This window comes from Mangrovibacter yixingensis (assembly GCF_020523985.1).
GTDB lineage: Bacteria > Pseudomonadota > Gammaproteobacteria > Enterobacterales > Enterobacteriaceae > Mangrovibacter > Mangrovibacter yixingensis.
This window is the reverse complement of record NZ_JAIVKM010000001.1, coordinates 1719742-1743607: the sequence shown is the minus strand read 5'-3', so window position 1 is coordinate 1743607 and position 23866 is coordinate 1719742. Positions and strand designations below refer to the sequence as shown.

The 23866-nt window shown below is 47.2% G+C and carries 20 protein-coding genes and 1 pseudogene; 12 read left to right on the top strand and 9 right to left on the bottom strand.

Features of this window, described 5'->3' with window-relative positions:
• Window positions 1-4: 4 nt before the first annotated feature.
• Complete coding sequence (gene ruvB / locus LC084_RS08060) at window positions 5-1015, top strand: Holliday junction branch migration DNA helicase RuvB (RefSeq protein ID WP_226570652.1); 1011 nt, start codon at window positions 5-7, stop codon at window positions 1013-1015.
• A 101-nt stretch (window positions 1016-1116) separates the two neighbouring features.
• Here ruvB and znuB read toward each other — a convergent pair whose 3' ends face one another.
• Together znuB and znuC are read right to left on the bottom strand one after the other, a co-directional pair.
• Window positions 1117-1902 carry a zinc ABC transporter permease subunit ZnuB gene (znuB, locus tag LC084_RS08055; RefSeq protein WP_226570651.1) on the bottom strand — a complete coding sequence of 262 codons (786 nt, stop codon included), beginning with the start codon at window positions 1900-1902 and terminating at the stop codon, window positions 1117-1119.
• Window positions 1902-2654, bottom strand: coding sequence for a zinc ABC transporter ATP-binding protein ZnuC (gene znuC / locus LC084_RS08050; protein ID WP_226570650.1), 753 nt, complete (start codon window positions 2652-2654; stop codon window positions 1902-1904). The genes znuB and znuC overlap by 1 nt, the downstream gene beginning before the upstream one ends.
• 76 nt (window positions 2655-2730) lie before the next feature.
• Here znuC and znuA point away from each other — a divergent pair, with 76 nt between their 5' ends.
• From znuA to lpxM, 3 genes are all read left to right on the top strand, one after another.
• Window positions 2731-3687: a zinc ABC transporter substrate-binding protein ZnuA gene (gene znuA / locus LC084_RS08045; protein ID WP_226571178.1), complete on the top strand. Its 957-nt coding sequence runs from the start codon at window positions 2731-2733 to the stop codon at window positions 3685-3687.
• 15 nt (window positions 3688-3702) lie between these two features.
• The gene (gene mepM / locus LC084_RS08040) at window positions 3703-5046 is read left to right on the top strand and encodes a murein DD-endopeptidase MepM (RefSeq protein WP_226570649.1); all 1344 of its coding nucleotides are present in this window, start codon (window positions 3703-3705) and stop codon (window positions 5044-5046) included.
• A 109-nt stretch (window positions 5047-5155) separates the two neighbouring features.
• A complete protein-coding gene (gene lpxM, locus LC084_RS08035) occupies window positions 5156-6133 on the top strand; it encodes a lauroyl-Kdo(2)-lipid IV(A) myristoyltransferase (RefSeq protein WP_226570648.1) in 978 nt (325 codons plus the stop codon).
• A gap of 107 nt (window positions 6134-6240) precedes the next feature.
• On the opposite strand, the gene pyk is transcribed toward lpxM, so the two are convergent.
• Window positions 6241-7683, bottom strand: a complete 1443-nt coding sequence (gene pyk / locus LC084_RS08030; RefSeq protein ID WP_226570647.1) for a pyruvate kinase — start codon at window positions 7681-7683, stop codon at window positions 6241-6243.
• Between the two features lie 124 nt (window positions 7684-7807).
• Window positions 7808-8677: a MurR/RpiR family transcriptional regulator gene (locus tag LC084_RS08025; RefSeq protein ID WP_226570646.1), complete on the bottom strand. Its 870-nt coding sequence runs from the start codon at window positions 8675-8677 to the stop codon at window positions 7808-7810.
• Between the two features lie 368 nt (window positions 8678-9045).
• Between LC084_RS08025 and zwf the strand changes: the two genes are divergently transcribed.
• From zwf to LC084_RS08010, 3 genes are all read left to right on the top strand, one after another.
• Window positions 9046-10521, top strand: a complete 1476-nt coding sequence (zwf, locus tag LC084_RS08020) for a glucose-6-phosphate dehydrogenase (RefSeq protein ID WP_226570645.1) — start codon at window positions 9046-9048, stop codon at window positions 10519-10521.
• Between the two features lie 235 nt (window positions 10522-10756).
• Window positions 10757-12568 (top strand): phosphogluconate dehydratase, encoded by a 1812-nt coding sequence (gene edd / locus LC084_RS08015; RefSeq protein ID WP_226570644.1) that lies wholly within the window; start codon window positions 10757-10759, stop codon window positions 12566-12568.
• Between the two features lie 56 nt (window positions 12569-12624).
• The gene (locus tag LC084_RS08010; RefSeq protein WP_226570643.1) at window positions 12625-13266 is read left to right on the top strand and encodes a bifunctional 4-hydroxy-2-oxoglutarate aldolase/2-dehydro-3-deoxy-phosphogluconate aldolase; all 642 of its coding nucleotides are present in this window, start codon (window positions 12625-12627) and stop codon (window positions 13264-13266) included.
• 85 nt (window positions 13267-13351) lie between these two features.
• Here LC084_RS08010 and purT read toward each other — a convergent pair whose 3' ends face one another.
• Window positions 13352-14530 (bottom strand): formate-dependent phosphoribosylglycinamide formyltransferase, encoded by a 1179-nt coding sequence (gene purT, locus LC084_RS08005; RefSeq protein WP_226570642.1) that lies wholly within the window; start codon window positions 14528-14530, stop codon window positions 13352-13354.
• Window positions 14531-14656: 126 nt separating this feature from the next.
• Here purT and LC084_RS08000 point away from each other — a divergent pair, with 126 nt between their 5' ends.
• From LC084_RS08000 to LC084_RS07990, 3 genes are all read left to right on the top strand, one after another.
• The gene (locus LC084_RS08000) at window positions 14657-14944 is read left to right on the top strand and encodes a YebG family protein (RefSeq protein ID WP_226571177.1); all 288 of its coding nucleotides are present in this window, start codon (window positions 14657-14659) and stop codon (window positions 14942-14944) included.
• Window positions 14945-15011: 67 nt separating this feature from the next.
• Window positions 15012-15365 carry a protein YebF gene (yebF, locus tag LC084_RS07995; RefSeq protein ID WP_226570641.1) on the top strand — a complete coding sequence of 118 codons (354 nt, stop codon included), beginning with the start codon at window positions 15012-15014 and terminating at the stop codon, window positions 15363-15365.
• Window positions 15366-15518: 153 nt separating this feature from the next.
• Window positions 15519-17582 carry a S9 family peptidase gene (locus LC084_RS07990; RefSeq protein WP_226570640.1) on the top strand — a complete coding sequence of 688 codons (2064 nt, stop codon included), beginning with the start codon at window positions 15519-15521 and terminating at the stop codon, window positions 17580-17582.
• Window positions 17583-18003: 421 nt separating this feature from the next.
• Here the strand turns inward: LC084_RS07990 and LC084_RS07985 are convergent, their stop codons facing one another.
• Window positions 18004-18234 carry a DNA polymerase III subunit theta gene (locus LC084_RS07985; RefSeq protein ID WP_226570639.1) on the bottom strand — a complete coding sequence of 77 codons (231 nt, stop codon included), beginning with the start codon at window positions 18232-18234 and terminating at the stop codon, window positions 18004-18006.
• A 230-nt stretch (window positions 18235-18464) separates the two neighbouring features.
• Between LC084_RS07985 and LC084_RS07980 the strand changes: the two genes are divergently transcribed.
• Window positions 18465-18806: a YebY family protein gene (locus LC084_RS07980; protein WP_226570638.1), complete on the top strand. Its 342-nt coding sequence runs from the start codon at window positions 18465-18467 to the stop codon at window positions 18804-18806.
• Between the two features lie 378 nt (window positions 18807-19184).
• On the opposite strand, the pseudogene LC084_RS23340 reads toward LC084_RS07980, so the two are convergent.
• Window positions 19185-19301: pseudogene (locus tag LC084_RS23340) on the bottom strand (tyrosine-type recombinase/integrase); the annotation flags it as partial.
• Window positions 19302-19398: 97 nt separating this feature from the next.
• The gene (locus LC084_RS07975; RefSeq protein ID WP_226570637.1) at window positions 19399-19539 is read right to left on the bottom strand and encodes a hypothetical protein; all 141 of its coding nucleotides are present in this window, start codon (window positions 19537-19539) and stop codon (window positions 19399-19401) included.
• A gap of 596 nt (window positions 19540-20135) precedes the next feature.
• Here LC084_RS07975 and LC084_RS07970 point away from each other — a divergent pair.
• On the top strand, window positions 20136-20684 hold the full coding sequence (locus LC084_RS07970; RefSeq protein ID WP_226570636.1) for an Ail/Lom family outer membrane beta-barrel protein: 549 nt from the start codon (window positions 20136-20138) through the stop codon (window positions 20682-20684).
• A gap of 551 nt (window positions 20685-21235) precedes the next feature.
• Here the strand turns inward: LC084_RS07970 and LC084_RS07965 are convergent.
• Entirely contained in the window at window positions 21236-23821 is a 2586-nt protein-coding gene (locus LC084_RS07965) for a bifunctional diguanylate cyclase/phosphodiesterase (protein ID WP_226570635.1), read from the bottom strand.
• Window positions 23822-23866: the final 45 nt, after the last annotated feature.

Below are 23866 nucleotides of genomic sequence, written 5' to 3'. Positions count from 1 at the left end.
AACAATGATTGAAGCCGACCGTCTGGTTTCCCCAGACAACCAGGGCCCGGAAGATAACATCGACAGGGCTATTCGCCCTAAAATGTTACAGGAATATGTTGGGCAGCCTGAAGTCCGTAAGCAGATGGAAATATTTATTGAAGCGGCTCGTTTACGTGGTGATGCGCTCGACCATCTGCTCATTTTCGGCCCGCCAGGTCTTGGGAAAACCACACTTGCAAATATTGTGGCAAATGAGATGGGCGTGAATTTACGTACCACTTCCGGGCCTGTACTTGAAAAAGCGGGTGACCTGGCGGCAATGCTCACCAATCTTGAACCTAATGATGTATTGTTTATTGATGAAATTCACCGCCTTTCTCCGGTGGTGGAAGAAGTTCTGTATCCTGCTATGGAAGACTACCAGCTCGATATCATGATAGGTGAGGGGCCAGCCGCGCGTTCAATCAAGATTGATTTACCACCCTTTACGCTGGTGGGGGCAACCACGCGGGCCGGTTCCCTGACTTCGCCATTACGTGACCGTTTTGGGATAGTGCAGCGCCTGGAGTTTTATCAGGTAAATGATCTGCAACATATTGTCGCTCGCAGTGCCGGGTTTATGGGGCTGGATATGGCAGCGGATGCAGCACTGGAACTGGCTCGCCGGGCGCGTGGAACACCCCGCATCGCCAACCGGTTATTGCGCCGGGTCAGAGATTACGCGGAAGTGCGTCATAATGGGGTGATTAGCGCTGATGTTGCCAGCCAGGCTTTGGATATGTTGAATGTCGATGTCCAGGGTTTTGACTATATGGACCGTAAATTACTGCTGGCGATTATCGACAAATTTATGGGTGGCCCGGTCGGGCTGGATAACCTGGCCGCAGCGATTGGTGAAGAGCGCGAAACGATTGAGGACGTGCTTGAACCTTATTTGATTCAGCAAGGGTTTATTCAGCGTACACCGCGTGGGCGTATGGCAACAAATCGCGCCTGGCAGCATTTTGGTATTACGCCGCCAGATAATGCCTGATTGTTCGTGAGTGTGTGCAAGTTCCATGTGTAATGGTTAGAAAAAATGAGCCCCTGCCAGGGTAATACATGGCAGGGGCTCATTGTTAACTGATTACGGGTTCAGACAACCGTTTTTTTCATCATACTTAGCATGAACAGCGTGGCTGCACATAACACAACAGAAGGCCCTGCCGGTGTGTCATAAAAAGCTGAGAACGCCAGCCCGCCTGTAACAGCCAGAATGCCCACCAGTACGGCATACCCAGCCATTTGCTCTGGTGTACGTGCAAAACGGCGGCCAGTCGCTGCTGGAATTATTAACAGAGATGTGATGATTAAGGCACCGACGAATTTCATGGATACACCAATTGTCAGTGCGGTAACCAGCATTAGCATCAGTTTTACCCGCTGTATTCGCACACCGTCGACAAATGCCAAATCGGGGCTTATGGTCATTGCCAGTAAGTTGCGCCACTGCCAGCAGAGTAGCCCAATAACGACACACACGCCAAGGGCAATTGTCACTAAATCTGTTGGGGTAACCGCCAATAAATCACCAAACAGGTAGGCCATTAAATCGACCCGGACATTTGCCATCAGGCTGACCACCACCAGGCCTAACGACAGCGCACTGTGAGCGAGGATACCCAGTAGTGTATCAACTGCCAGATGCTGGCGTTTTTCCAGCCAGACCAAACCAGCTGCAAGAACCAGTGTAACGGCAATGACTGCGTAGAATGGGCTGACATTGAGCAATAACCCAAACGCCACCCCAAGTAAAGATGCGTGGGCCAGTGTGTCGCCGAAATAAGACATCCTGCGCCAGACAACAAAGGAACCAAGTGGCCCGGCAGCACATGCCAGCAATATGCCCGCAATCCAACCGGGTAAAAGAATATCTATCATTAAGCGCCATTCCCTTTGCGTAAAACAATGCGACCGCGTAAATCATGTCGGTGATTATGATGGTGGCGATATACAGCAAGTTGTTCAGCACCTGTCGGGCCAAACATAGCTTTAAATTCAGGGTGCGTTGACACACTTTCTGGCGTACCGGAGCAACAGATATGATGGTTCAGACACAGTACATCGTCTGTTTTTGCCATAACCAAATGGAGGTCATGGGAGACCATCAAAACAGCACAATCCAGCTCTTTACGTAACTGATCAATCAGATTATAGAGCGCCAGTTGCCCATTGACATCTACGCCCTGGGTGGGTTCATCAAGTACCAACAACTGGGGAGAATTCATCAGCGCTCTTGCCAGCAGAACACGCTGGTTTTCCCCGCCGGACAATTTTTGCATTGGCGCTTCAAGCAGGTGAGCTGCATTAACCCGCTTAAGGGCAGGGAGCAAGTCTGCTTTTTTTACACCGGGGCGTAAACGCAAGAAACGGCTTACTGTGAGAGGAAGCGTGGCATCAAGCTGGAGTTTTTGTGGCACATAGCCAATGCGTAATCCGCGGTCGCGGTTGATTTTCCCTTCATCTGGGGCTACCAGGCCTAATACAACACGCACCAGTGTTGATTTGCCGGCACCGTTTGGCCCCAATAATGTGAGGATTCTACCAGGCTGAAGAGAAAATGAAATATCTGATAAAACACGCCGTTGGCCAAAAGACACCGACACATTTTCCAGTGAGACAAGATTGTTCATGGATTTAAACGTTGCAGAAGTTAACGAATGTTATAATATCACAAACTTCGCTGAATTTATGATGGATAATCGCATTATGTTACATAAAAAGACACTTCTTTGCGCAAGCTTTACAGTGGCGCTTTGGGCAGGCTCTACTGTAATGGCTAAGGCTGACATTGTCACCTCAATTAAACCATTGGGCTTTATCGCGTCAGCCATTGCTGATGGCGTAACAAAAACTGATGTCTTACTCCCTGACGGGGCATCTGCGCACGACTACGCATTGAAACCCGGTGATATAATTAAATTAAAAAACAGCGATTTAGTAATATGGGTTGGCCCCGATATGGAGGCTTTTATGCAGAAGCCTGTCGCCCAACAGGCGGGTGATAAAAACATTGCATTATCCACTCTGGCAGCAGTGAAACCGTTACTCATGAAAGGTGATGACGACGACGATCATGACCATGAGCATGGGCATGAAGAAGGGGCGCATCATGACAAAAATAGTGATGATGATCACCATCATGGTGAATATAACATGCACATCTGGCTTTCACCTGAGATATCAAAACTGGCAGCGGTTGCAATTCACGATAAATTAGTGGAACTTATGCCGAATAATAAAGCCAAACTAGACGCAAACCTGCAGCAATTTGAGGCAGAATTAGCCCGCACGGATAAGCAGATTGCAGACGAGCTGTCACCGTTGAAAACTAAAGGGTATTTTGTTTTTCACGATGCCTATGGCTATTTTGAAAAACAATACGGTCTGACATCTCTCGGGCACTTTACCGTAAACCCTGAAATTCAACCGGGTGCACAGCGTTTACATAACATTAGAACAACGTTGGTTGAGCAAAAAGCGACATGTGTTTTTGCTGAGCCACAATTCAGACCAGCCGTTGTCGAGGCCGTTGCCCGTGGTACGGGGGTGCGCATTGGGACCCTGGACCCGTTAGGAAGTGGTATCGCATTGGGTAAAGACAGCTATATGCAGTTTTTAACCCATTTGTCTCATCAGTACACGAGCTGCCTGAAAGGAGATTAACGAGGATTTTTGTACGTGCAACAGATAGCCCGCTCTGTCGCTATGGCGTTTAACAGCTTGCCCAGACCCCATCGAGTTTTGCTGGGGTCCTTGACAGTACTCACTTTGTCGGTCGCCGTGTGGCGGCCCTATGTTTACCATCCTGATGCAACGCCTGTTGTTAAGGCATTGGATCTCCACACTGATAAGCCCGCTCATACCCTGATGCCTGAGGCCAGCGAGCCGATTGATCAAACATCGCAAGATGATATGGATGTTGCCTTACCACCTGAAGATACATCCACACAGGATGGTAGTGATGATACAGCATCAACTAATGGTGTTCAGGACTATGTCGTTTCTACGGGTGATACGCTGAGTAGTATCCTTAATCAATATGGTATTGATATGGGAGAAATCAGCCAGCTAACCCGTACCGATAAGGACCTCGGCAACCTCAAAATTGGTCAGCAACTTTCCTGGACACTTACCCCCGATGGCAACCTACAGCAATTGTCATGGGACGTTTCGCGGCGCGAAACACGTGTCTATGACCGCACGGATAACGGTTTCAAGCGCAATGTTGAAGTACAGCAAGGCGAATGGGTTAACCGGGTTATCAAAGGAAAAGTTACCGGGAGTTTTGTTGCCAGCGCAAGGGCTGCAGGCCTTAGCGGTAATGAAGTTAACGATGTGGTGAAAGCGCTTCAGTGGCAAATGGACTTCCGTAAATTGAAAGCAGGAGATGAATTCTCAGCTTTAATCTCACGTGAACAGTTGGATGGGAAACGCGCCCAAAGCCATTTATTAGGTGTGCGTTTGAAAACCGGTGGTAAAGATTACTTCGCTATCCGTGCAGATGATGGGAAATTCTATGACCAGAATGGTAATGGTCTGGCCAAAGGGTTCTTAAGGTTTCCAACCAGCCGCCAGTTCCGGGTATCATCAAACTTTAACCCCCGTCGTTTGAATCCAGTAACCGGGCGAATAGCTCCACACCGTGGTGTGGATTTCGCAATGCCGCAGGGAACACCAGTGTTATCTGTGGGGGATGGCGAAGTGATTGTTGCTAAACATGATGGTGCAGCAGGCAACTACATTGCTATTCGCCATGGCCGCACATATACAACGCGTTATATGCACCTGAAAAAACTGCTGGTGAAACCCGGCGACAAAGTGAAGCGCGGTGAGCGTATTGCACTTTCTGGTAATACAGGGCGTTCCACCGGGCCTCACTTACATTTCGAAGTTTGGATTAACCAGCAGGCTGTTAACCCGCTGACTGCAAAACTACCACGTACCGAAGGGCTTACAGGTTCAGAACGCAGGGCTTATTTGGCGCAGGTTCGTGAAGTAAAACCGCAATTAATCCTCGATTAAGTTGTTTACCCATCAGTAAGCCGGCACTTAAAAAGTGCCGGCTTTTCTTTTATCTGGTAGATTTAGCCCGCTAAAATATAAGTAATATTGAGGACTGGCTGATAACGGCATGGAAATGAGCAAAAAAACGAATAGTGAGTATATCCCTGAATTTAACCGTACATTTCTGCACCCGCGCTATTGGGGAGCATGGTTGGGGGTGGGGGCATTTGCTGTTTTGGCGCTGATACCGCCCAGGCTGCGTGACCCTTTCTTGGGGCTCATAGGAACCAAAGCCGGAAAACTCGCGGGTGGTGCGCGCCGCCGCGCACGCATCAATTTGTTCTACTGCTTTCCAGATATGCCAGAAACAGAGCGTGAAACGATTATTGACCGAATGTTTGCTACTGCACCACAGTCGATGGTCCTAATGGCTGAATTAGCACTGCGTGGCCCGGAACATGTGAAAAAACGTGTCAAGTGGCACCATGCAGAAATTCTGGATGAATTACGCGCTAACAAGGAAAATGTTATTTTTCTGGTGCCTCATGGGTGGGCTGTAGATATTCCTGCGATGGTGCTTGCCGCACAAGGCAATGACATGGCTGCAATGTTTCATAATCAGGGTAACCCGGTATTTGATTATGCCTGGAACACTGTCAGGCGCCATTTCGGTGGGCGCTTGCATGCGCGTAATGACGGCATAAAACCTTTTATCAGTTCAGTGCGCCAGGGCTATTGGGGGTATTACCTACCTGATGAAGATCACGGGCCTGAACAAAGTGAATTTGTGGACTTCTTTGGTACCTATAAAGCAACATTACCCGCAATCGGGCGTTTGATGAAGGTATGCCGTGCGCGAGTAGTCCCTATGTTCCCAGTTTATAACGCACAAACCCACAAGCTGGATATTTACCTGCGTCCACCAATGGATGACTTGCGTGAGGCCGATGACATCACAATTGCGCGGCGCATGAATAACGAGGTGGAAAAATTAGTTGGACCAAACCCTGAGCAATACACATGGATATTAAAACTGCTGAAAACACGCAAACCCGGTGAAACAGAACCCTACCGGCGTAAAGAGTTGTTCCCGCGGGGCAAGTGATCATGCATATCGGTTTTTAGCATTAGGGGAAGCCACAAGCAATTCTTTGCCAGAAAAATTAAAGGGGCCAACAGGCCCCTTGTGTTTGTTAACGAGTAATCAAGAAATTATTCGACAGTCAGAATCCGCGTAGTATTCGTTGTGCCGACGGTACTCATTACATCACCCTGAGTGACGATAACCAGGTCACCTGACATCAGGTAGCCTTTATCCCGCAACAGGTTTACTGCATCGTTTGCAGCAGATACACCATCAAGCTCGCTGTCAAAATGCACCGGGGTGACACCACGGTAAAGTGCGGTAAGGTTTAAAGTACGCTCATGGCGAGACATGGCGAAAATGGGCAAACCAGAGCTGATACGTGAGGTCATCAGTGCAGTCCGGCCTGATTCTGTCATCGTAATGATAGCGGTCACACCTCTAAGATGGTTTGCTGCATACATGGCAGACATTGCAATGGCTTCTTCAACATTTTCAAACTGAACATCAAGGCGGTGTTTGGAAACATTAATGCTGGGGATTTTTTCTGCGCCGACACACACGCGAGCCATAGCCGCAACAGTTTCTGCTGGGTACTGACCAGCAGCAGTTTCCGCTGACAGCATAACGGCATCGGTACCATCAAGCACTGCGTTAGCCACGTCCATGACTTCCGCACGAGTTGGCATCGGGTTAGTTATCATCGATTCCATCATCTGTGTGGCAGTTATCACTGCGCGGTTGAGCTTGCGGGCACGGCGAATCAGGGTTTTCTGAATACCTACCAGCTCCGGATCACCAATTTCAACACCCAGATCACCACGCGCAACCATCACCACGTCGGACGCCATAATGATGTCATCCATTGCTTCTTCTGTTGCTACCGCTTCTGCACGTTCAACTTTAGCGCAAATCTTCGCTTCACAGCCTGCGTCACGTGCCAGGCGACGAGCATAATTGAGGTCTTCACCACAACGAGGAAATGACACCGCCAGATAATCAACGCCAATTTTAGCGGCAGTAATAATGTCAGCTTTGTCTTTCTCAGTCAGTGCCTCGGCAGATAACCCACCACCGAGTTTGTTAATACCTTTGTTGTTAGATAGGGGGCCACCGACAGTCACTTCGGTAAACACTTTCATCCCCTGAACTTCCAGCACTTTTAACTGAACACGGCCATCGTCAAGTAACAGGATATCGCCGGGAACAACGTCAGCCGGTAACCCTTTGTAGTCAATACCAACTTGTTCTTTGTCGCCTTCACCTTTACCCAGGTTAGCATCAAGCAGGAACTTTTCGCCGATGTTTAGAAATACTTTGCCTTCTTTGAAGGTGGATACACGAATTTTGGGGCCCTGAAGGTCGCCGAGAATAGCCACATGACGCCCCAGCTTGGCAGCAATTTCGCGCACTTTATCTGCACGCATCTGGTGATCTTCTGCGGAGCCATGGGAGAAGTTCATGCGCACAACGTTAGCACCTGCAGCGATAACTTTCTCAAGGTTATTATCGCGATCAGTTGCTGGGCCTAACGTGGTGACAATTTTGGTTCTACGTAGCCGTCTGGACATTTATTACTCCGTTGACTGAAACAACTTGGTGTTGCGTGAATAAAACCCGGTATTTCTGTACGCCTGGAAATGAAAAGATAACATTAACCAAACGAACTGACTGAAGAAGCTTTAGTTATAAATTTCAATGCTGATCACCGGGTACCATCAAACCTTTATCAAACCTCGATTCTTTCAAGGCTTCTTTGACTCTCTTCAAGTTATCCCTGAATTTTGCACCACGACGTAAAATGAAACCGGTTGCCAGTACATCAATCACAGTAAGTTGCGCAAGCCGTGACACCATTGGCATGTAAATATCGGTATCCTCGGGAACATCTAATAGAATTGCAAGTGTTGATTCCCATGATAAAGGGGATCCGCTGGTTGTTATCGATAATACAATGGCATCGTTTTCACGAGCGAGTTGCGCAAGCTCAACCAAATTTTTAGTACGGCCAGTGTGAGAAATCAGCACGACAACATCATTTTCGCTACAATTCATGCAACTCATGCGCTGTACGACAATATCGTCGGAATAGATGACTGGCACATTAAAACGGAAAAACTTATTCATTGCATCGTGCGCAACAGCCGCAGATGAACCCAGGCCAAAAAAAGCAATACGTTTTGCCTGAGTGAGAAGGTCAACGGCGCGGTTGAGTGCCTGCATATCGAGTTGCTGGCGTACATGGTCCAGGTTTGCCATGGCAGACTCAAATATTTTTGCTGTGTACCCTTCAACCGTATCGTCCTCATCGACATTACGGTTTACATAAGGTGTGCCACTGGCAAGACTCTGTGCAAGGTGCAGTTTGAAGTCGGGAAAACCACGGGTTTCCAGGCGGCGACAGAAGCGATTTACAGTCGGTTCGCTTACTCCCGCCTCATTGGCGAGTGTGGCAATGCTAGAGTGCATGGCTCCAGAAGGCGAAGCGAGGATCACGTCGGCAACTTTGCGTTCCGACTTGCTAAGATGTTCCAGTTGAGACTGAATTTTGTCCAGCATGTTCATAGATTACAGCACACTCATTGATAAGGATGATTTCGCCATCTGGTGATACCGTGTCAATTTTGTGATGAATATACGCTTTTGCGGCAGATATTGGATACAACCTGTGGCAGGATGTTGTTGTTTTTTTTCATAACATGATCAGAGTCTTGTTTTCATAACATCAAAATCTGCTTTATCGCGTCTTGTTTGCCACGGGAAAAATGTCAGATGAGGACTAAAACTGGCAATTCTTTAAAACTTAGCCAATAAAATGCCTTTTGGCATTCGTACAGTGTTGTTAAAGATGTAAACACAGTACATTAGTGTGAAAGAAAATTACAGATAAGGGCCTGGCTGAGTATCAGGCCAGACATTATGAGGAGACAAAGATGGCGGTAACGCAAACAGCTCAGGCGTGCGACCTGGTTATTTTCGGTGCGAAAGGGGACCTGGCGCGCCGGAAACTGTTGCCTTCCCTGTATCAACTGGAGAAAGCGGGCCAGTTACATGACGACACGCGCATTATTGGTGTAGGGCGTGCTGATTGGGACAAAGCAGAATACACCAAGGTCATTCGTGAAGCGCTTGAAACCTTCATGAAAGAGAAAATCAACGAAGCGTTGTGGGATAAACTCAGCGCCCGGCTTGAATTCTGCAACCTTGATGTCAATGAAACCAAAGCGTTTTCCCGGTTGGGTAAAGTTCTTGATCAGAAAAACCGCACAACTATTAACTACTTCGCTATGCCACCCAGCACCTTCGGAGCCATTTGCAAAGGTTTGGGTGAAGCTAAACTGAATGCCAAACCAGCACGTGTTGTGATGGAAAAACCACTGGGTACGTCTCTGGAAACCTCTCAAGAGATTAACAACCAGGTTGGAAAATATTTTGAAGAATGCCAGGTCTACCGTATTGACCACTATCTTGGGAAAGAAACGGTACTGAATCTGCTGGCATTGCGTTTTGCCAACTCACTGTTTGTCAATAACTGGGATAACCGGACTATTGACCACGTTGAAATCACGGTTGCAGAAGAAGTAGGAATTGAAGGGCGCTGGGGCTACTTTGATAAAGCTGGCCAGATGCGCGATATGATTCAAAACCATCTATTACAAATTTTGTGCATGATTGCCATGTCTCCCCCGTCTGACCTGACGGCGGACAGCATACGTGATGCCAAAGTCCAGGTACTAAAATCTCTGCGTCGGATAGACCGCTCAAACGTGCGCGAAAAAACAGTGCGTGGGCAATATACCTCTGGGTTTGCGCAAGGCAAAAAAGTACCGGGTTACCTGGAAGAAGAAGGGGCGAACAAAAGCAGTGATACCGAAACGTTTGTCTCTATCCGTGTTGATATCGATAACTGGCGCTGGGCTGGGGTTCCATTCTACCTGCGCACAGGGAAACGCTTACCGACAAAATGCTCAGAAGTTGTCGTTTATTTCAAGAATCCGGAACTCAACCTGTTCAAAGAATCCTGGCAGGAGTTACCTCAGAACAAGCTGACAATTCGCCTGCAACCAGATGAAGGTGTTGATATTCAGATTCTGAACAAAGTGCCAGGCCTTGATCATAAGCACAACCTGCAGACCACTAAACTGGATCTGAGCTACTCAGAAACCTTTAATGAAACCCACCTGGCAGATGCTTATGAGCGTTTGTTGCTGGAAACTATGCGTGGGATTCAGGCGCTGTTTGTGCGCCGTGATGAAGTTGAAGAAGCATGGAAATGGGTGGATTCCATTACAGAAGCTTGGGCTGCAGATAATGAAGCGCCAAAACCCTACCAGGCCGGAACTTGGGGGCCAGTGGCCTCCGTTGCCATGATCACCCGTGATGGGCGTTCCTGGAATGAGTTTGAGTAAGTTCTGACAGGGAATAGCTGGTTGTAACTTTACCGGTAACATGATCTAACACAGAAAGCTGGTAATTTTTTAAAATTAAAGCCCCGACTGGATTCACCAGCGGGGCTTTTTTATTTACACTAGCTGAAGCGATTTTGCCCCTGGAGTACGGCATATCAGCAATAAAGGCCATTTCAAGGCACACTGATATGCCCGAAAAAACTGCCGTTGGCAGACAGAACTATGAGGACCTTTTATGAACTCTGTATTGTTACGCGTAACAAATCGAATTATTGAACGCTCTCGTGAAACTCGCGAGGCTTATCTTGCCCGGATTGAACAAGCAAAAAGTAAAACGGTACACCGCGCAGAGTTGGCGTGCGGTAACCTGGCCCATGGGTTTGCAGCCTGCCAGGCAGAAGATAAAACCTCTTTGAAGAATATGCTGCGTAACAACATTGGCATTATTACCGCCTATAACGACATGTTGTCTGCGCATCAACCTTATGAAACTTACCCACAGATACTTCGTGAAGCATTACACTCCGTAGGTGCTGTTGGCCAGGTCGCAGGTGGTGTTCCGGCAATGTGTGATGGCGTGACACAAGGCCAGGATGGAATGGAACTCTCTTTGCTAAGCCGCGAAGTTATTGCCATGTCTGCAGCGGTTGGTTTATCTCATAATATGTTTGATGGCGCGCTGTTCCTTGGCGTGTGCGACAAAATTGTCCCCGGATTGGCTATGGCTGCGCTTTCTTTCGGACATCTGCCATCTGTATTTGTACCGTCGGGCCCAATGGCGAGTGGACTGGCCAATAAAGAGAAAGTGCGCATTCGCCAATTATATGCAGAAGGGAAAGTTGACCGGGCGGCATTACTGGAGTCAGAAGCCGCATCCTACCATGCACCAGGTACTTGCACATTTTATGGTACCGCGAACACCAACCAAATGGTGATTGAGTTTATGGGCATGCAATTACCCGGGTCTTCTTTTGTTCATCCTGATGCGCCTCTGCGTAAAGAGCTTACCAGTGCTGCCGCACGCCAGGTAACACGGCTGACCGGTAACGGCAGTGAATGGATGCCACTTGGCAAAATGATTGATGAAAAAGTTGTTGTTAATGGCATTGTTGCGTTATTGGCCACTGGTGGCTCTACGAACCACACTATGCACCTTGTTGCTATGGCTCGTGCCGCAGGCATTATCATTAACTGGGATGACTTCTCAGAAATTTCTTCTGTTGTGCCGCTGCTGGCGCGCCTTTACCCAAATGGCCCGGCAGATATCAACCACTTTCAGGCTGCTGGTGGTGTTCCTGTTCTGATGCGTGAATTACTCAAAGGCGGCTTGTTGCATGAAGACGTGAATACCGTTGCGGGATTTGGTCTGCAACATTACACCATGGAACCCTGGTTGAATGCAGGCAAGCTTGACTGGCGTGATGGGGCAACCACATCACTGGATGAGGATATTATCGCTTCCATCGACAAGCCATTCTCCCACCATGGTGGTACCAAAGTACTGAGCGGTAACCTTGGACGCGCAGTAATGAAAACCTCAGCGGTGCCCGAGGAGCTTCAAATTATTGAAGCTCCTGCCGTAGTATTTGAAAGCCAGCACGATGTTGTTCCTGCGTTTGAAGCGGGGTTACTGGATAAAGATTGCGTTGTCGTTGTCCGTCATCAAGGACCAAAAGCGAATGGGATGCCAGAATTACATAAACTCATGCCGCCACTTGGTGTATTATTGGACCGTCGTTTCAAAATTGCACTGGTAACGGATGGCCGTTTGTCCGGAGCCTCAGGTAAAGTACCTTCTGCAATTCACGTGACTCCAGAGGCTTATGATGGTGGCCTTTTGGCTAAAGTCCGAAATGGCGACATGATCCGCGTAAACGGAAAAACTGGTGAGTTGACCTTACTGGTTAGTGACGCGGAACTACAAGAACGTGAACCGTTCCACCCGGACCTCAGCGCTCAGCGTGTGGGGACAGGCCGTGAGTTATTTGGCGCATTGCGTGAAAACTTATCCGGTGCGGAACAGGGCGCAACCTGTATTTCATTCTAACACTAGGCGCATTTGCGCCGTAACGCTGACTAAACGTTGTCGGGAGACATTTTCTGATGAAAAACTGGAAAACAAGTGCGGAACAGATCCTGAAAACAGGTCCTGTAGTGCCGGTTATTGTTGTCAATAAACTTGAGCATGCAGTACCGATGGCAAAAGCACTGGTAGCTGGTGGTGTGCGTGTATTGGAAGTTACCTTGCGTACTGCTTGTGCTATTGATGCTATCCGTCTGATTGCAAAAGAAGTGCCGGATGCTATCGTTGGGGCTGGTACCGTTCTGAATCCACAACAACTGGCAGAAGTTACCGAAGCTGGCGCACAGTTTGCTATCAGCCCGGGCCTGACCGACTCCCTGCTGAAAGCAGCAACCGAAGGCACCATTCCACTTATCCCTGGGATCAGCTCTGTTTCTGAACTGATGCTGGGTATGGATTACGGTTTACGTGAATTCAAATTTTTCCCGGCAGAAGCTAACGGTGGCACCAAAGCTTTATCCGCCATTGCAGGCCCGTTCTCTCAGGTGCGTTTCTGCCCAACTGGTGGTATCTCTCCAGCGAACTACCGTGATTACCTGGCACTGAAAAGTGTACTGTGCATTGGTGGTTCCTGGTTGGTTCCGGCTGATGCTCTGGAAGCTGGTGATTACGACCGTATTACTCGCCTGGCGCGTGAAGCTGTTGAAGGTGCAAAATCATAAGGCCAGGTTACTCTGAATTCCTTATTTATATAAAAACGGCGCCTTCGGGCGCCGTTTTAGTCGTTATCGTGTCAGCTATAAAACATTAGCCGTTAACCGTTACTTTGCCTGCTGCGGATTTTGCTCGGGTAACGGCATCTTCAATGGTTTCCCCCGCAGCCAGTGCAACCCCCATACGGCGAGAGCCATTAATTTCAGGTTTACCAAACAAACGGATTTGAACACCCGCACTGAGCGCGTTCTCAACACCACTAAAACGTACATTTTGGCTGGTCAGATTCGGCAGAATAACGGCTGAAGCACAAGGGCCGTACTGGCGAATATTCCCAACAGGCAGCCCCAGGAAAGCACGGACATGTAGTGCAAATTCTGATAAATCCTGAGAGATCATTGTGACCATACCCGTATCATGTGGGCGAGGAGACACCTCACTAAATACGACATCATCGCCACAAACGAACAGTTCTACGCCAAACAAACCATAACCACCCAGAGCCAGAACAACTTTCTCTGCAATTGCCTGTGCGCGGGTTAAAGCCAGTTCGCTCATAGCCTGTGGTTGCCATGATTCGCGGTAATCGCCATCTTCCTGGCGGTGGCCAACAGGCGCGCAGAAGTGAACACCATCAGACGCGCTTACCGTCAGTAGGGTAATTTCGAAATTAAATTTGACCACACCTTCAATGATCACTTTGCCAGCCCCTGCGCGGCCACCTTCCTGAGCATAATGCCAGGCATTGTCTAATTGGCTGGCATCACGGACAAAACTCTGCCCTTTGCCAGAAGAACTCATTACCGGTTTAATGATGCAAGGGAAGCCAATTTCGCTCGAGGCGGCGACAAAATCGGCTTGAGTATCGGCAAAACGATATGTGGAGGTGGGCAAGCCAAGCTCTTCTGCTGCGAGCCTGCGGATACCTTCACGGTTCATTGTCAGACGAGTGGCTTTGGCACAGGGAACAACCTTTTGCCCCTGGTTTTCCAGTTCAACCAGCATTTCCGTAGCGATTGCTTCAATTTCCGGTACGATGTAATCGGGCTTTTCTTCTACGACCAGTTTTTTCAGAGCCACTGGGTCAAGCATATTAATTACATGGCTACGATGAGCAACGTGCATGGCAGGCGCATCAGCATAACGATCGACTGCTATTACTTCCAACCCTAACCGTTGGCATTCAATCGCCACTTCTTTACCCAGTTCGCCAGCGCCAAGAAGCATTACGCGTGTTGCTGCCGGACGCAGCGCAGTTCCTAAAATAGCCATATCGCAGTACCTGATGTGAAAAAAACAGCGGCAGTATATACGAAAACGTTTGCGTTGGCAGCGGGTTTGCATTTTTACCCCGCTTTCACGTATGCTGGATATAAACACAGTAATTGGAGCAGCATGATGGCAGTCGTAGTTAAATATGTTGTCGTGAGAGACGGTGAGGAAAAAATGTCTTTTGTCAGCAAAAAAGAGGCAGATGCCTATGACAAAATGTTAGATCTGGCCGAGTGCCTGACTGACTACCTGGAAAGTGCCCCGGTCGAGATGGAAGGCCGGCAGCGCGAGGAACTTGCATTGTGGCTTGCTGAGCACAAAGATGAACTGAACGGTATTTTAGGTTCAGGTAAGTTACCAGATGTTACCGAAAATGAGCCTGTTTCCCTTGAAAAGAAAGTGAAAGTCGTCTGAATCGACTTGCAGGTTGCCTGTTTTGTACCATGCTTTTCTCACAACATGAGAAATCACGGAGTAGCGTGTGAACAAAACAGGCATTTTAACAGGGTGTATGGCGGCGTTTGCTTTGCTGGCAGTATCAGTAACAGTTGATGCAGCAGCAAAACGGGTAAGCTTCATTTCCTGTGAAAACATGAAAGCGGACAATATTGCCGCAACAGTTAAAAATGATTACCTGCAAAACCAATTGCAACGTTGGTCTGATGACCAGAAAGCATTGGGGCAGAATGATCCCGTCGCCTGGGTGAATGTAAAGGATATGCACCACAATGGCGATACCTGGGTTGTGCCACTGGTTGTTCGTGGCAAAAAGCAAGATTTACATTACCAAGTCACAGTGGATTGTAAGGCAGGTAGTGCGGATTACCAGCGTTAGGCTTGACTACCGTGCACAGTAACAAGCACGGTGTTAGCTAACGTGTTGTACGGCTTGCCTGTTTATAGTGGCTCTAAGTGACAGGCAAATTCCTTCCCACGCTAAATTAGCGTGATATTCTGTGCGGCAGTTGTGCCATCTTCAGGAGTTATTATGGCCCGTTCGCCAGTTTTTCCCCCTCAGGCAGCAAAGCAACAGCACCCCTTAAGCCAGCACGGCGATGTTCGCCCTGATGATTATTTCTGGTTACGGGATGATTCACGCCAGTCACCCGAAGTGTTGGAGTATCTTCGGGCTGAAAACGCTTACTGCATGCAAACCATGGCACCACTAGAGCAGTTCCAGCAAGCACTTTACGACGAAATGGTTGCTCGTTTGCCCAAAAAAGAGAGCAGTGCCCCATGGGTGCGTAACGGTTACCGTTACCGGCAATGTTTTGATGAAAATGCCGAATATTCAGTGTGGCAGCGCCAGCCAGCAGAGTGTGATGGTGACGATGCGTGGCAAACCTTGTTGGATTGCAACCAACGTGTAGAGGGCGGGGCATACTACGATTTAGGTGCATTGAGTGTCTCTCCGAATAATTGCCTGATGGCGATAACAGAAGACCGCATTTCTCGCCGCCAGTATCAATTACATCTAAAGGACCTGGTTAACGGCACGTGGCTTAATGACACCATTACCGAACTGTCTGGAAGTGTGGTTTGGGCGAATGATTCTGCTTCGTTTTATTATGTAAAAAAACACTCAGTAACCTTGTTACCTTATCAGGTGTGGCGGCACCGGGTTGGCGATACTACAGAAAATGACGAACTGGTCTATCAGGAAGAAGATAATCGTTTTTACGTTGGTATCTATAAGTCACGCTCAACTGAGTGTGTGATTATCGCTGTGCACAGCACTACAACAAGTGAAGCCTGGATACTGGATGCCAATGATTCCAGCGCGGCACCGGAATGTTTTCTTAAGCGAGAAGCACAGCATGAATATGACCTTGACCACTTCCAGGGTAAATTCTGGGTGCGCTCAAACCGTGATGGTAAAAATTTTGGGCTGTATACCTGTTCGCAGGCAAAACGAGATGACTGGGATATAGTTCAGGTTGCCAGTAATACAGTGATGGTTGAGGATTTCACGCTCTTCAATCACTGGCTGGTAATTGAAGAACGCGAGAATGGCCTGACGCAGTTACGCCTGATAGACAGAACAAATGGCCACCAACAACGTCTGGAATTTGATGATCCCGCCTGGGTAGTCTGGACCAGTAATAATCATGAGCCCGGCAGTGAATGGCTGCGCTATGTTTATACCTCAATGACACGTCCGCAAACTGTATTTGAAATCAACATGGGCACTGGTGAACGGCGTTTGTTGAAACAGCAGGAAGTATATGGGTTCGAATCGGAACACTACCAGAGCGACAGAATATGGATTGAGGCCCGGGATGGGGTTCATGTACCGGTATCGCTTGTCTGGCGTAAGGACTTGTTCCGGACAGGGCAGAATCCATTGCTGGTTTATGGCTATGGGGCTTATGGTGAAAGTATTGACGCCGATTTCAGTACAACACGGCTGAGTCTGCTTGACCGTGGTTTTGTTTATGCTATTGCCCATGTGCGAGGTGGTGGTGAACTGGGGCAATCCTGGTATGAAGACGGAAAGTTGTCCCGCAAAGCCAATACATTCAATGATTTTATTGATGTGTGTGAGGCTCTACTGGCTCGTGGTATAGGGGATTCCAACCAGTTATATGCGATGGGCGGTAGTGCAGGGGGGTTATTAGTAGGCGCTGTTGCCAACCTGCGACCAGAGCTTTTCCGTGGTGTACTGGCACAGGTCCCCTTTGTTGATGTAGTGACCTCGATGCTCGATGAATCTCTTCCTCTAACTACTGGCGAGTATGAAGAATGGGGGGATCCCCATATCCCTGAAGATTACTGGGCTATCAAATCATGGAGTCCTTATGACCAGGTCAAACGGCAGGCATACCCGCATATGATGGTGACAACAGGCTTACATGACTCCCAGGTTCAGTACTGGGAGCCTGCAAAGTGGGTAGCTCGATTAAGAGAGCTGAAAACAGATCAACATCTGTTGCTACTATGGACCGATCTGGAAACAGGCCACGGCGGTAAATCAGGGCGCTACCAGTATTACGATACAGTGGCGCTTGAATGTGCTTTCCTCATTGGCCTGGCAGAAAAACGGTTGGGTTAAGTTTGTCTTTTCTCATCAGTTAAGGAGTGGCAGGATCTCTCCCTGCCATACATTTTCCTTGCGGCGGCAAATCACCATACTTCATCTTTTTCAGCGCGAATGAGCAATTGCCCGTGCTCATCCCAACATGCACTTTTCCCCGGCGAACTGGTACTGATGATATTTGCCATTAAAATAGGCCCGGCACTACCGGGGTGAGATATTTCAATCAGGAAAGTCTGTATAGGAAAGATTAACAGCCTATCCCACCAGGCGTTATTGTCGCAGCCAGTCTGGACACGGACAGCGCGTAGAAACCGGAGCGTACACGGAGTACGTGAGGATTTCGAGCACTGCCCAGGTTCAAAATGGCAAGTAAAATGGCCCTAATGGGATAGGCTCTAAGGGATATTGAGTAAAAAAATGTCACTTGATGTAATCGTTATTTCGATTTTGGTTCATAAGGCAGGCGAGAGAGATTTACAGATGCCAGTCGATGAGCAACTAAGCGCTCACGAAACCAGGTTCGCAGGGCCTCTGGTTGTTCTCGCTCTACTTGTTCTGCAATAACCGGCATGTTGTAGCGTTCTTTGAATGCGACCGCTCCTGCAGCGAGGTCTACATTGATTTTGTCCATTTCTTCCTGGGGAATATTTGCAAGGTTTGTATTCATAACGCCTCCTGATAACACACGAAGTGTACCCTGTAATCAGGGAATCATAAACCCTGTGATAAGACTTGGTCTTTAGGTTAGTCCCAATAGAATCGCATGAATTCTTTACCGCATGAAGGGTGACGCAGAGGGTAAATAATGGTTATAGTCTGGGGCAAATTTCTGTTGGGTAACAAACCGGGCCGCCAGCGTTTTTCTGCTGTCCGGGCTTGAAGAGAGCAGCAAGATAAATGAGAAAGTTAACTATTGGACTGGCGTTATTGGCTACAACATTCGTGGCTCAGGCGTCTTCTGAAATACAGACTGTAAGCCGGTTTCAAGTGGGTAAAGATAAATGGGCCTTTAACCGCGAAGAGGTCATGCTGGTGTGCCGCCCGGGTAATGCGCTTTATGTCATTAACCCGAGTACGTTGATGCAATACCCTCTAAACCAGGTTGCAGAGCAGCAAGTGGCAGAAGGAAAAGCTTCAGGGCAGCCAATCTCCGTTATTCAGATAGATGATCCCCAACATCCCGGTAAAAAAATGTCATTGCAGCCATTTATTGAACGAGCAAGCCACCTGTGTGGTTAACTGGTTGATTTACTGATGCCATAAATAAAAGAAAACCCGTAACAGAGTTGTTTCTGTTACGGGTTTTTCGCGACTATTACCCGTCAGTTAATGTTTTTTATGCTCCAATTTTGCCAAACACTGGAAAAGCTGACGCGGTAATCTATTCTTAAAAGGCAAGGCTAATAGCCTGCATTAATGCCAACTTTTAGCGCACGGCTCTCTCCCAAGAGCCATTTCCCTGGACCGAATATAGGAATCGTATTCGGTCTTTTTTTTGTCGCCTTATAAATCAGAGAATTACAGGAACGATCCCAAAATCCGCCCGAATTTCTGTATTCCGGCCTTTTCCCGTTATACCACAACATTCACACAGAGGTAACCGCAACCGGTATAAATTCACAGCATCACGAAAGCTTTATTATCGCGTTCATCAAGGTAGATGCGGGTGGTATTTTCTGATGTGTGGCCCAGGAGTTTTTGCGCAAATTCATCATTATAGGCGTCTTTATATAGCAGTATTTTAACTTTATGTTTGGTCTATCTGAACTGATTAAGCATTGATGTCGTCAATGGTGCACTGGGATCCGTTATGGCCAGTATCTCACCGGGTTTAAGCCACAGTGTATGCGGTAACCTGCATGAACTGTTTAGCGGCATCGCTCTTGTAATCCTGGGATAACATTCTGGCCTGAAAATCCAGCGTTCCTGGTTGTTCAACAATGCAATAACCGGGTGTATACGTCCTTGCCATCAATATTCTCTCTGTCTCGATATTTTACTGATGAAGTGGAAACAACATATCTTTTCCTGTCTGGTTTGCGCGTCAATGCTGTTGATGTTTTTTAATAAAAATAATAAGTTAGTTACCAGCCTAACCAGGCAGGTGTTCACATTCTAATACTAAGGTCTGATTTAACTAGTCATTCAATACCCTACTGCCTATTCTAAGGATATTCTTGTTAATTCGCTCTGATTTTACTGTTTCTGACTTCAGCCCCACGGGTGTGCACAGCGTTCAGTGCAGGAACAGAGCAGTTACTCCCAGGCGAGGCAGAACCAGGTGCCACTACTTAGTAAAAGGTTTTTAGGTAAATAAGGATACGACGACACTTACAAGAATCAGTCCAAAATGTTTGTTGCTATTAAGCGCTGGTAGTACAGAAAAGGCCTTGTTTACAAGAATGCAGAGCATGCTGATTCAAAAGGAAAGAAGAACCTGCAAAAAGAATGTCAGGTTGGTTATTTTTTTGTATTAAAATATTGAAATTCACTTTTTGTTTATAGAGTGTTTATCTTCATATTTTATAATCCACTGGATTTTGACTAAATGGAATTGGGAATTTATTAATGAATAAAACAATAAACGCTCTGGTATTAGCTGCCAGCACTGTAAGCTTCTCATCAATTGCTCTGGCTTATGACGGACAATCAACACTTTCTGCTGGTTTCGCACAAAGCCATGCTAAGTATGATGGTTATAAACTTTCAGATGAGCCGCGTGGAATTAATATAAAGCTTAATTATGAAATTGAGAATGGCTTCGGTGTAATAACATCACTAACTCATACACGTAAATCTTATGACGGTGCTTACTTAAGTTCAGAGAGTAACACAATCCTAAAATACACGAGTATAACCGTGGGGCCATCTTATCGCTTGAATGAGTATTTTTCAGGTTATGGCCTTGTGGGCTGGGCAAACGGAAAAGCCAGTACTTATACGTCCTCTGCAGATGGCCGGAGTTATTACTCTGAACGGGCTAATAATGTTGCTCTTGGCTTTGGCATGCAAACGAACATAACTCATAATATTGTTGTTGATACAGCCTGGGAATTTGCAAAACTCGATGATTTTAAAGCGAAAACATGGGTTGTCGGCTTGGGGTATTCGTTCTAAAGACCGTGTTACGGCCTGAATTGGCATTAATGATAAGTTTCCATTTTACCGTTTTAGGATTATTGGGCTTGTTATAATATTTTGTTATTCGTACCCAGCGAGGGAAGATTAAAAAATAATGTTAATAAAGATAGTAACGCGAAACCCTTAGATTGATCATCTCCAGGCTTTACTGCTCAGAGATAGTAACAATAGCTAAATGAATTCATGTAGACTAACCCCGCTTGCCGGGGTTTTTTACATCGAGAGAATAAATTGGGTAAGCACACTACTGTTGGTTTTACACTCGTTTTAAATTTCATCATATTCATCTGTCACTCAGACTAATAATATTACACTTGGCCGTTCGTAATGGTCTGCTGAAGTTTATGCCAGGGTATTGATGTCAAAGTATTAACGCCAAAATCTGAGCACCCTGTGATGAATCTGGTAGTTAATTTATTCAAGAACGGTCTCATGCCGGGTTTTTACAGCTACTAATCTCACGAGTGACCGCGGTTAGTCATCTCAGCCTGTTAATGTATGCACTAAGGATAAATAGGGCTTTTGGGTTATTCATTCAAACATTGCTTCAATTCTTTCAATGGCACAGGGCGCCCAATAAGGTACCCTTGCAAAGCATCACAACGTAAAGATTCTAAATAGGTTAACTGCTCCTGGGTCTCAACCCCTTCAGCAGTAATATGTAAGGAGCAGGCTTTACCGAGCCCAACAATATTTTCCACTACCCGACGGGCATTTTCGGAGGTATCAGTGGGTATTACGAAAGATTTATCCAGTTTGATTCCATCGAAAGGAAAGCCATGTAAGTAGCTCAATGAGGCATAACCTGCACCGAAATCGTCAATCAGAAAGCGTACCCCAATACTTTTTAATGACAACATGATATCGGTGACTCTGTCCGGGTCACTCAGCGCTGTATTTTCTGATATTTCTATTTCCAGTCGTGATGGTGATAGCCCGGAAGTGGTCAACACATGGTGAATGCGTGAAACAAACCCAGAAACACGAAATTCAATCGCAGAGATGTTCACCGCCACTGAAACCGTATCGAAGTGAATAGCGGCATCCCGGCAGGCGGTGGCCAGTACCCAGTCACTAAGCTGAAAGATAAGCCCTGTATCTTCTGCCAGAGGGATGAATTGATCTGGCAGAAGTAAACCAAGCCGTGGATGTTGCCAACGAATAAGTGCTTCGATGGTCGTTACTTTGCCTGTACGCACATCATGGCGTGGCTGGTACACCAGGTGCAACTGCCCGGTATGAATGGCATCGCGAAGTTCATTTTCCAATTCACGCCGCTGGATGATTTGCTCTTCCATAGAAGGGTGGTAAAGCCTCCAGCAGTTGCGGCCATCATGCTTGGCCTGGTAGAGGGCGATATCTGAATAACGCAGTAAATCATTAACATTTGTTGAGTGAAGTGGTGCGATAGCAATACCAATACTGGCCCCAATAAAAACATCGCTGTCTTCAAGGTGAAACGCTTGAGTCAGGCTCGAAAGTAGCGCATCACTAAGCCTTTCTGGTTCCTGAGAACCGGTTGTGGTGGGGAGTATGATAATAAATTCATCACCGCCGTAGCGGGTGACTAAACCCGTGTCGGGCACATGTTCACGCATGCGGGCAGAAACATCATGCAGGATTTTATCACCCACAGAATGGCCATACAGATCATTCACCGGTTTGAATTTATCCAGGTCCACTGTAAGTACGGCAATCTGCTGGTCATGGCCAAGTTGTGTTAAGGGTTTTTGGTGTAAAAACTGCTGCATTTGGACCCGATTGGGTAACCCGGTCAGCTCGTCATGTTCAGAGAGGTAACGTACCCTTGCCTGGGTTTCAACTTTCTGTGTGACATCATTTGCTGTTCCCCTAAACCCTTGGCGACCATCTGATTTTTTGACTTTTTTTATAACCAGATTGCAATAATGTGGTTGTTTATTGGGCGTGTGGTATTGGCACTGTTCGAGTGACAGGTGGCTGCCAAGAGGCGCTGAACTGGCCCATTGCGTCAGGCGATATATGGGCTGTGAATCGAGCAGAAATGTTGTAAGTGGGCGGCCAATCCATGATTGTTCTGGGGTGCCGTTTATCATAGGAAAACTACCTGAAATCCAGCTAAAACAGAGCTTATCGTCAGTTTCCCAAATCCAGTCACTGGTTGTTTCCGCAACATCCCGAAAACGTTGTTCGCTTGCAGCCAGCGCCATTCGGCCTTGTTCCAATAAAAATGTGCTTTCATCATTCATGCGCGCCCTGAGCATGGCGTGGCGCATCAGAGCCAGCGCCAAAAATAGTGTGGCAAAGAAGAGAAATACCATTGAAGGTAGCACCCAGGTTAATAGCGCCCCTCCTGGGTTTGAACTGGTCCATTCTATACTGATGATGCCGGTACTGGTTCGCAGCGGAAACCCTGACTCAGGTTTGTCTGAATCAATTTGTTGTGAGCGGGTATGGATATGGGTATTCAGAACACCGTACTCAAGGCCCATTTCACGTAATTTTTCAGGGGTGAGACGGTCGACAAAAATCATAATGGACGGTGGGCCAGGCACTGGATTGATAGTGTTATCATCACCTGTCTGAATCTCTGCGGCTGCCAACAAAACAAGCGTGTTATTGGCAATAGCAAATTGAGAAATAGCTTTACCCCCAGATTGGTGAAGGCGTTGGTGGAGCATGGGTAACACGGGTATGTTTAACCAGTTTTGGAACGGTGTGTGTACCAACTTGCCACTGATTACGCTGTAGCGAGTAATATCTTCCGGACCAAGCACGAATACGCCTTCGAACTGGAAAGCGGTATAAAGTGAGCTGCCCAGGTTTTGCTGATCCCATGCCCATTTTGTATTCAACTTCACATGAAGGTTTGTGTAGGCTTCTCCCCAGTTTGCATTATCATCAAGATGTGTACGGATTGCTTCCTGGCGTGTATTTAGCGCTTTCAAAAGGAGATGTTGATTCTGCAGGTCAGATTGTTGATTAAGTGTATTGGCAATAGAAAACAGCGTAACGATGACCGTCATAAAAATGGCGCTAATCATGATTATCATTGTAATGAGAGTGCGCCTGACAATTCCCCGGCTGTTTGCCAGAGGAAGCACATTAGCGGCAGTAAAAATTGTTTTGTTCATATTTTTTCATGTCGTTGTGCTTACTGAATCTGATTGCGCTAGTTA

Coding starts and splice junctions, on each gene's coding strand:
- ruvB (WP_226570652.1), top strand. CDS start 5: ATGATTGAAGCCGACCGTCTGGTTTCCCCAGACAACCAGGGCCCGGAA.
- znuB (WP_226570651.1), bottom strand. CDS start 1,902: ATGATAGATATTCTTTTACCCGGTTGGATTGCGGGCATATTGCTGGCA.
- znuC (WP_226570650.1), bottom strand. CDS start 2,654: ATGAACAATCTTGTCTCACTGGAAAATGTGTCGGTGTCTTTTGGCCAA.
- znuA (WP_226571178.1), top strand. CDS start 2,731: ATGTTACATAAAAAGACACTTCTTTGCGCAAGCTTTACAGTGGCGCTT.
- lpxM (WP_226570648.1), top strand. CDS start 5,156: ATGGAAATGAGCAAAAAAACGAATAGTGAGTATATCCCTGAATTTAAC.
- pyk (WP_226570647.1), bottom strand. CDS start 7,683: ATGTCCAGACGGCTACGTAGAACCAAAATTGTCACCACGTTAGGCCCA.
- LC084_RS08025 (WP_226570646.1), bottom strand. CDS start 8,677: ATGAACATGCTGGACAAAATTCAGTCTCAACTGGAACATCTTAGCAAG.
- zwf (WP_226570645.1), top strand. CDS start 9,046: ATGGCGGTAACGCAAACAGCTCAGGCGTGCGACCTGGTTATTTTCGGT.
- edd (WP_226570644.1), top strand. CDS start 10,757: ATGAACTCTGTATTGTTACGCGTAACAAATCGAATTATTGAACGCTCT.
- LC084_RS08010 (WP_226570643.1), top strand. CDS start 12,625: ATGAAAAACTGGAAAACAAGTGCGGAACAGATCCTGAAAACAGGTCCT.
- purT (WP_226570642.1), bottom strand. CDS start 14,530: ATGGCTATTTTAGGAACTGCGCTGCGTCCGGCAGCAACACGCGTAATG.
- LC084_RS08000 (WP_226571177.1), top strand. CDS start 14,657: ATGGCAGTCGTAGTTAAATATGTTGTCGTGAGAGACGGTGAGGAAAAA.
- LC084_RS07990 (WP_226570640.1), top strand. CDS start 15,519: ATGGCCCGTTCGCCAGTTTTTCCCCCTCAGGCAGCAAAGCAACAGCAC.
- LC084_RS07985 (WP_226570639.1), bottom strand. CDS start 18,234: ATGAATACAAACCTTGCAAATATTCCCCAGGAAGAAATGGACAAAATC.
- LC084_RS07980 (WP_226570638.1), top strand. CDS start 18,465: ATGAGAAAGTTAACTATTGGACTGGCGTTATTGGCTACAACATTCGTG.
- LC084_RS07975 (WP_226570637.1), bottom strand. CDS start 19,539: ATGGCAAGGACGTATACACCCGGTTATTGCATTGTTGAACAACCAGGA.
- LC084_RS07970 (WP_226570636.1), top strand. CDS start 20,136: ATGAATAAAACAATAAACGCTCTGGTATTAGCTGCCAGCACTGTAAGC.
- LC084_RS07965 (WP_226570635.1), bottom strand. CDS start 23,821: ATGAACAAAACAATTTTTACTGCCGCTAATGTGCTTCCTCTGGCAAAC.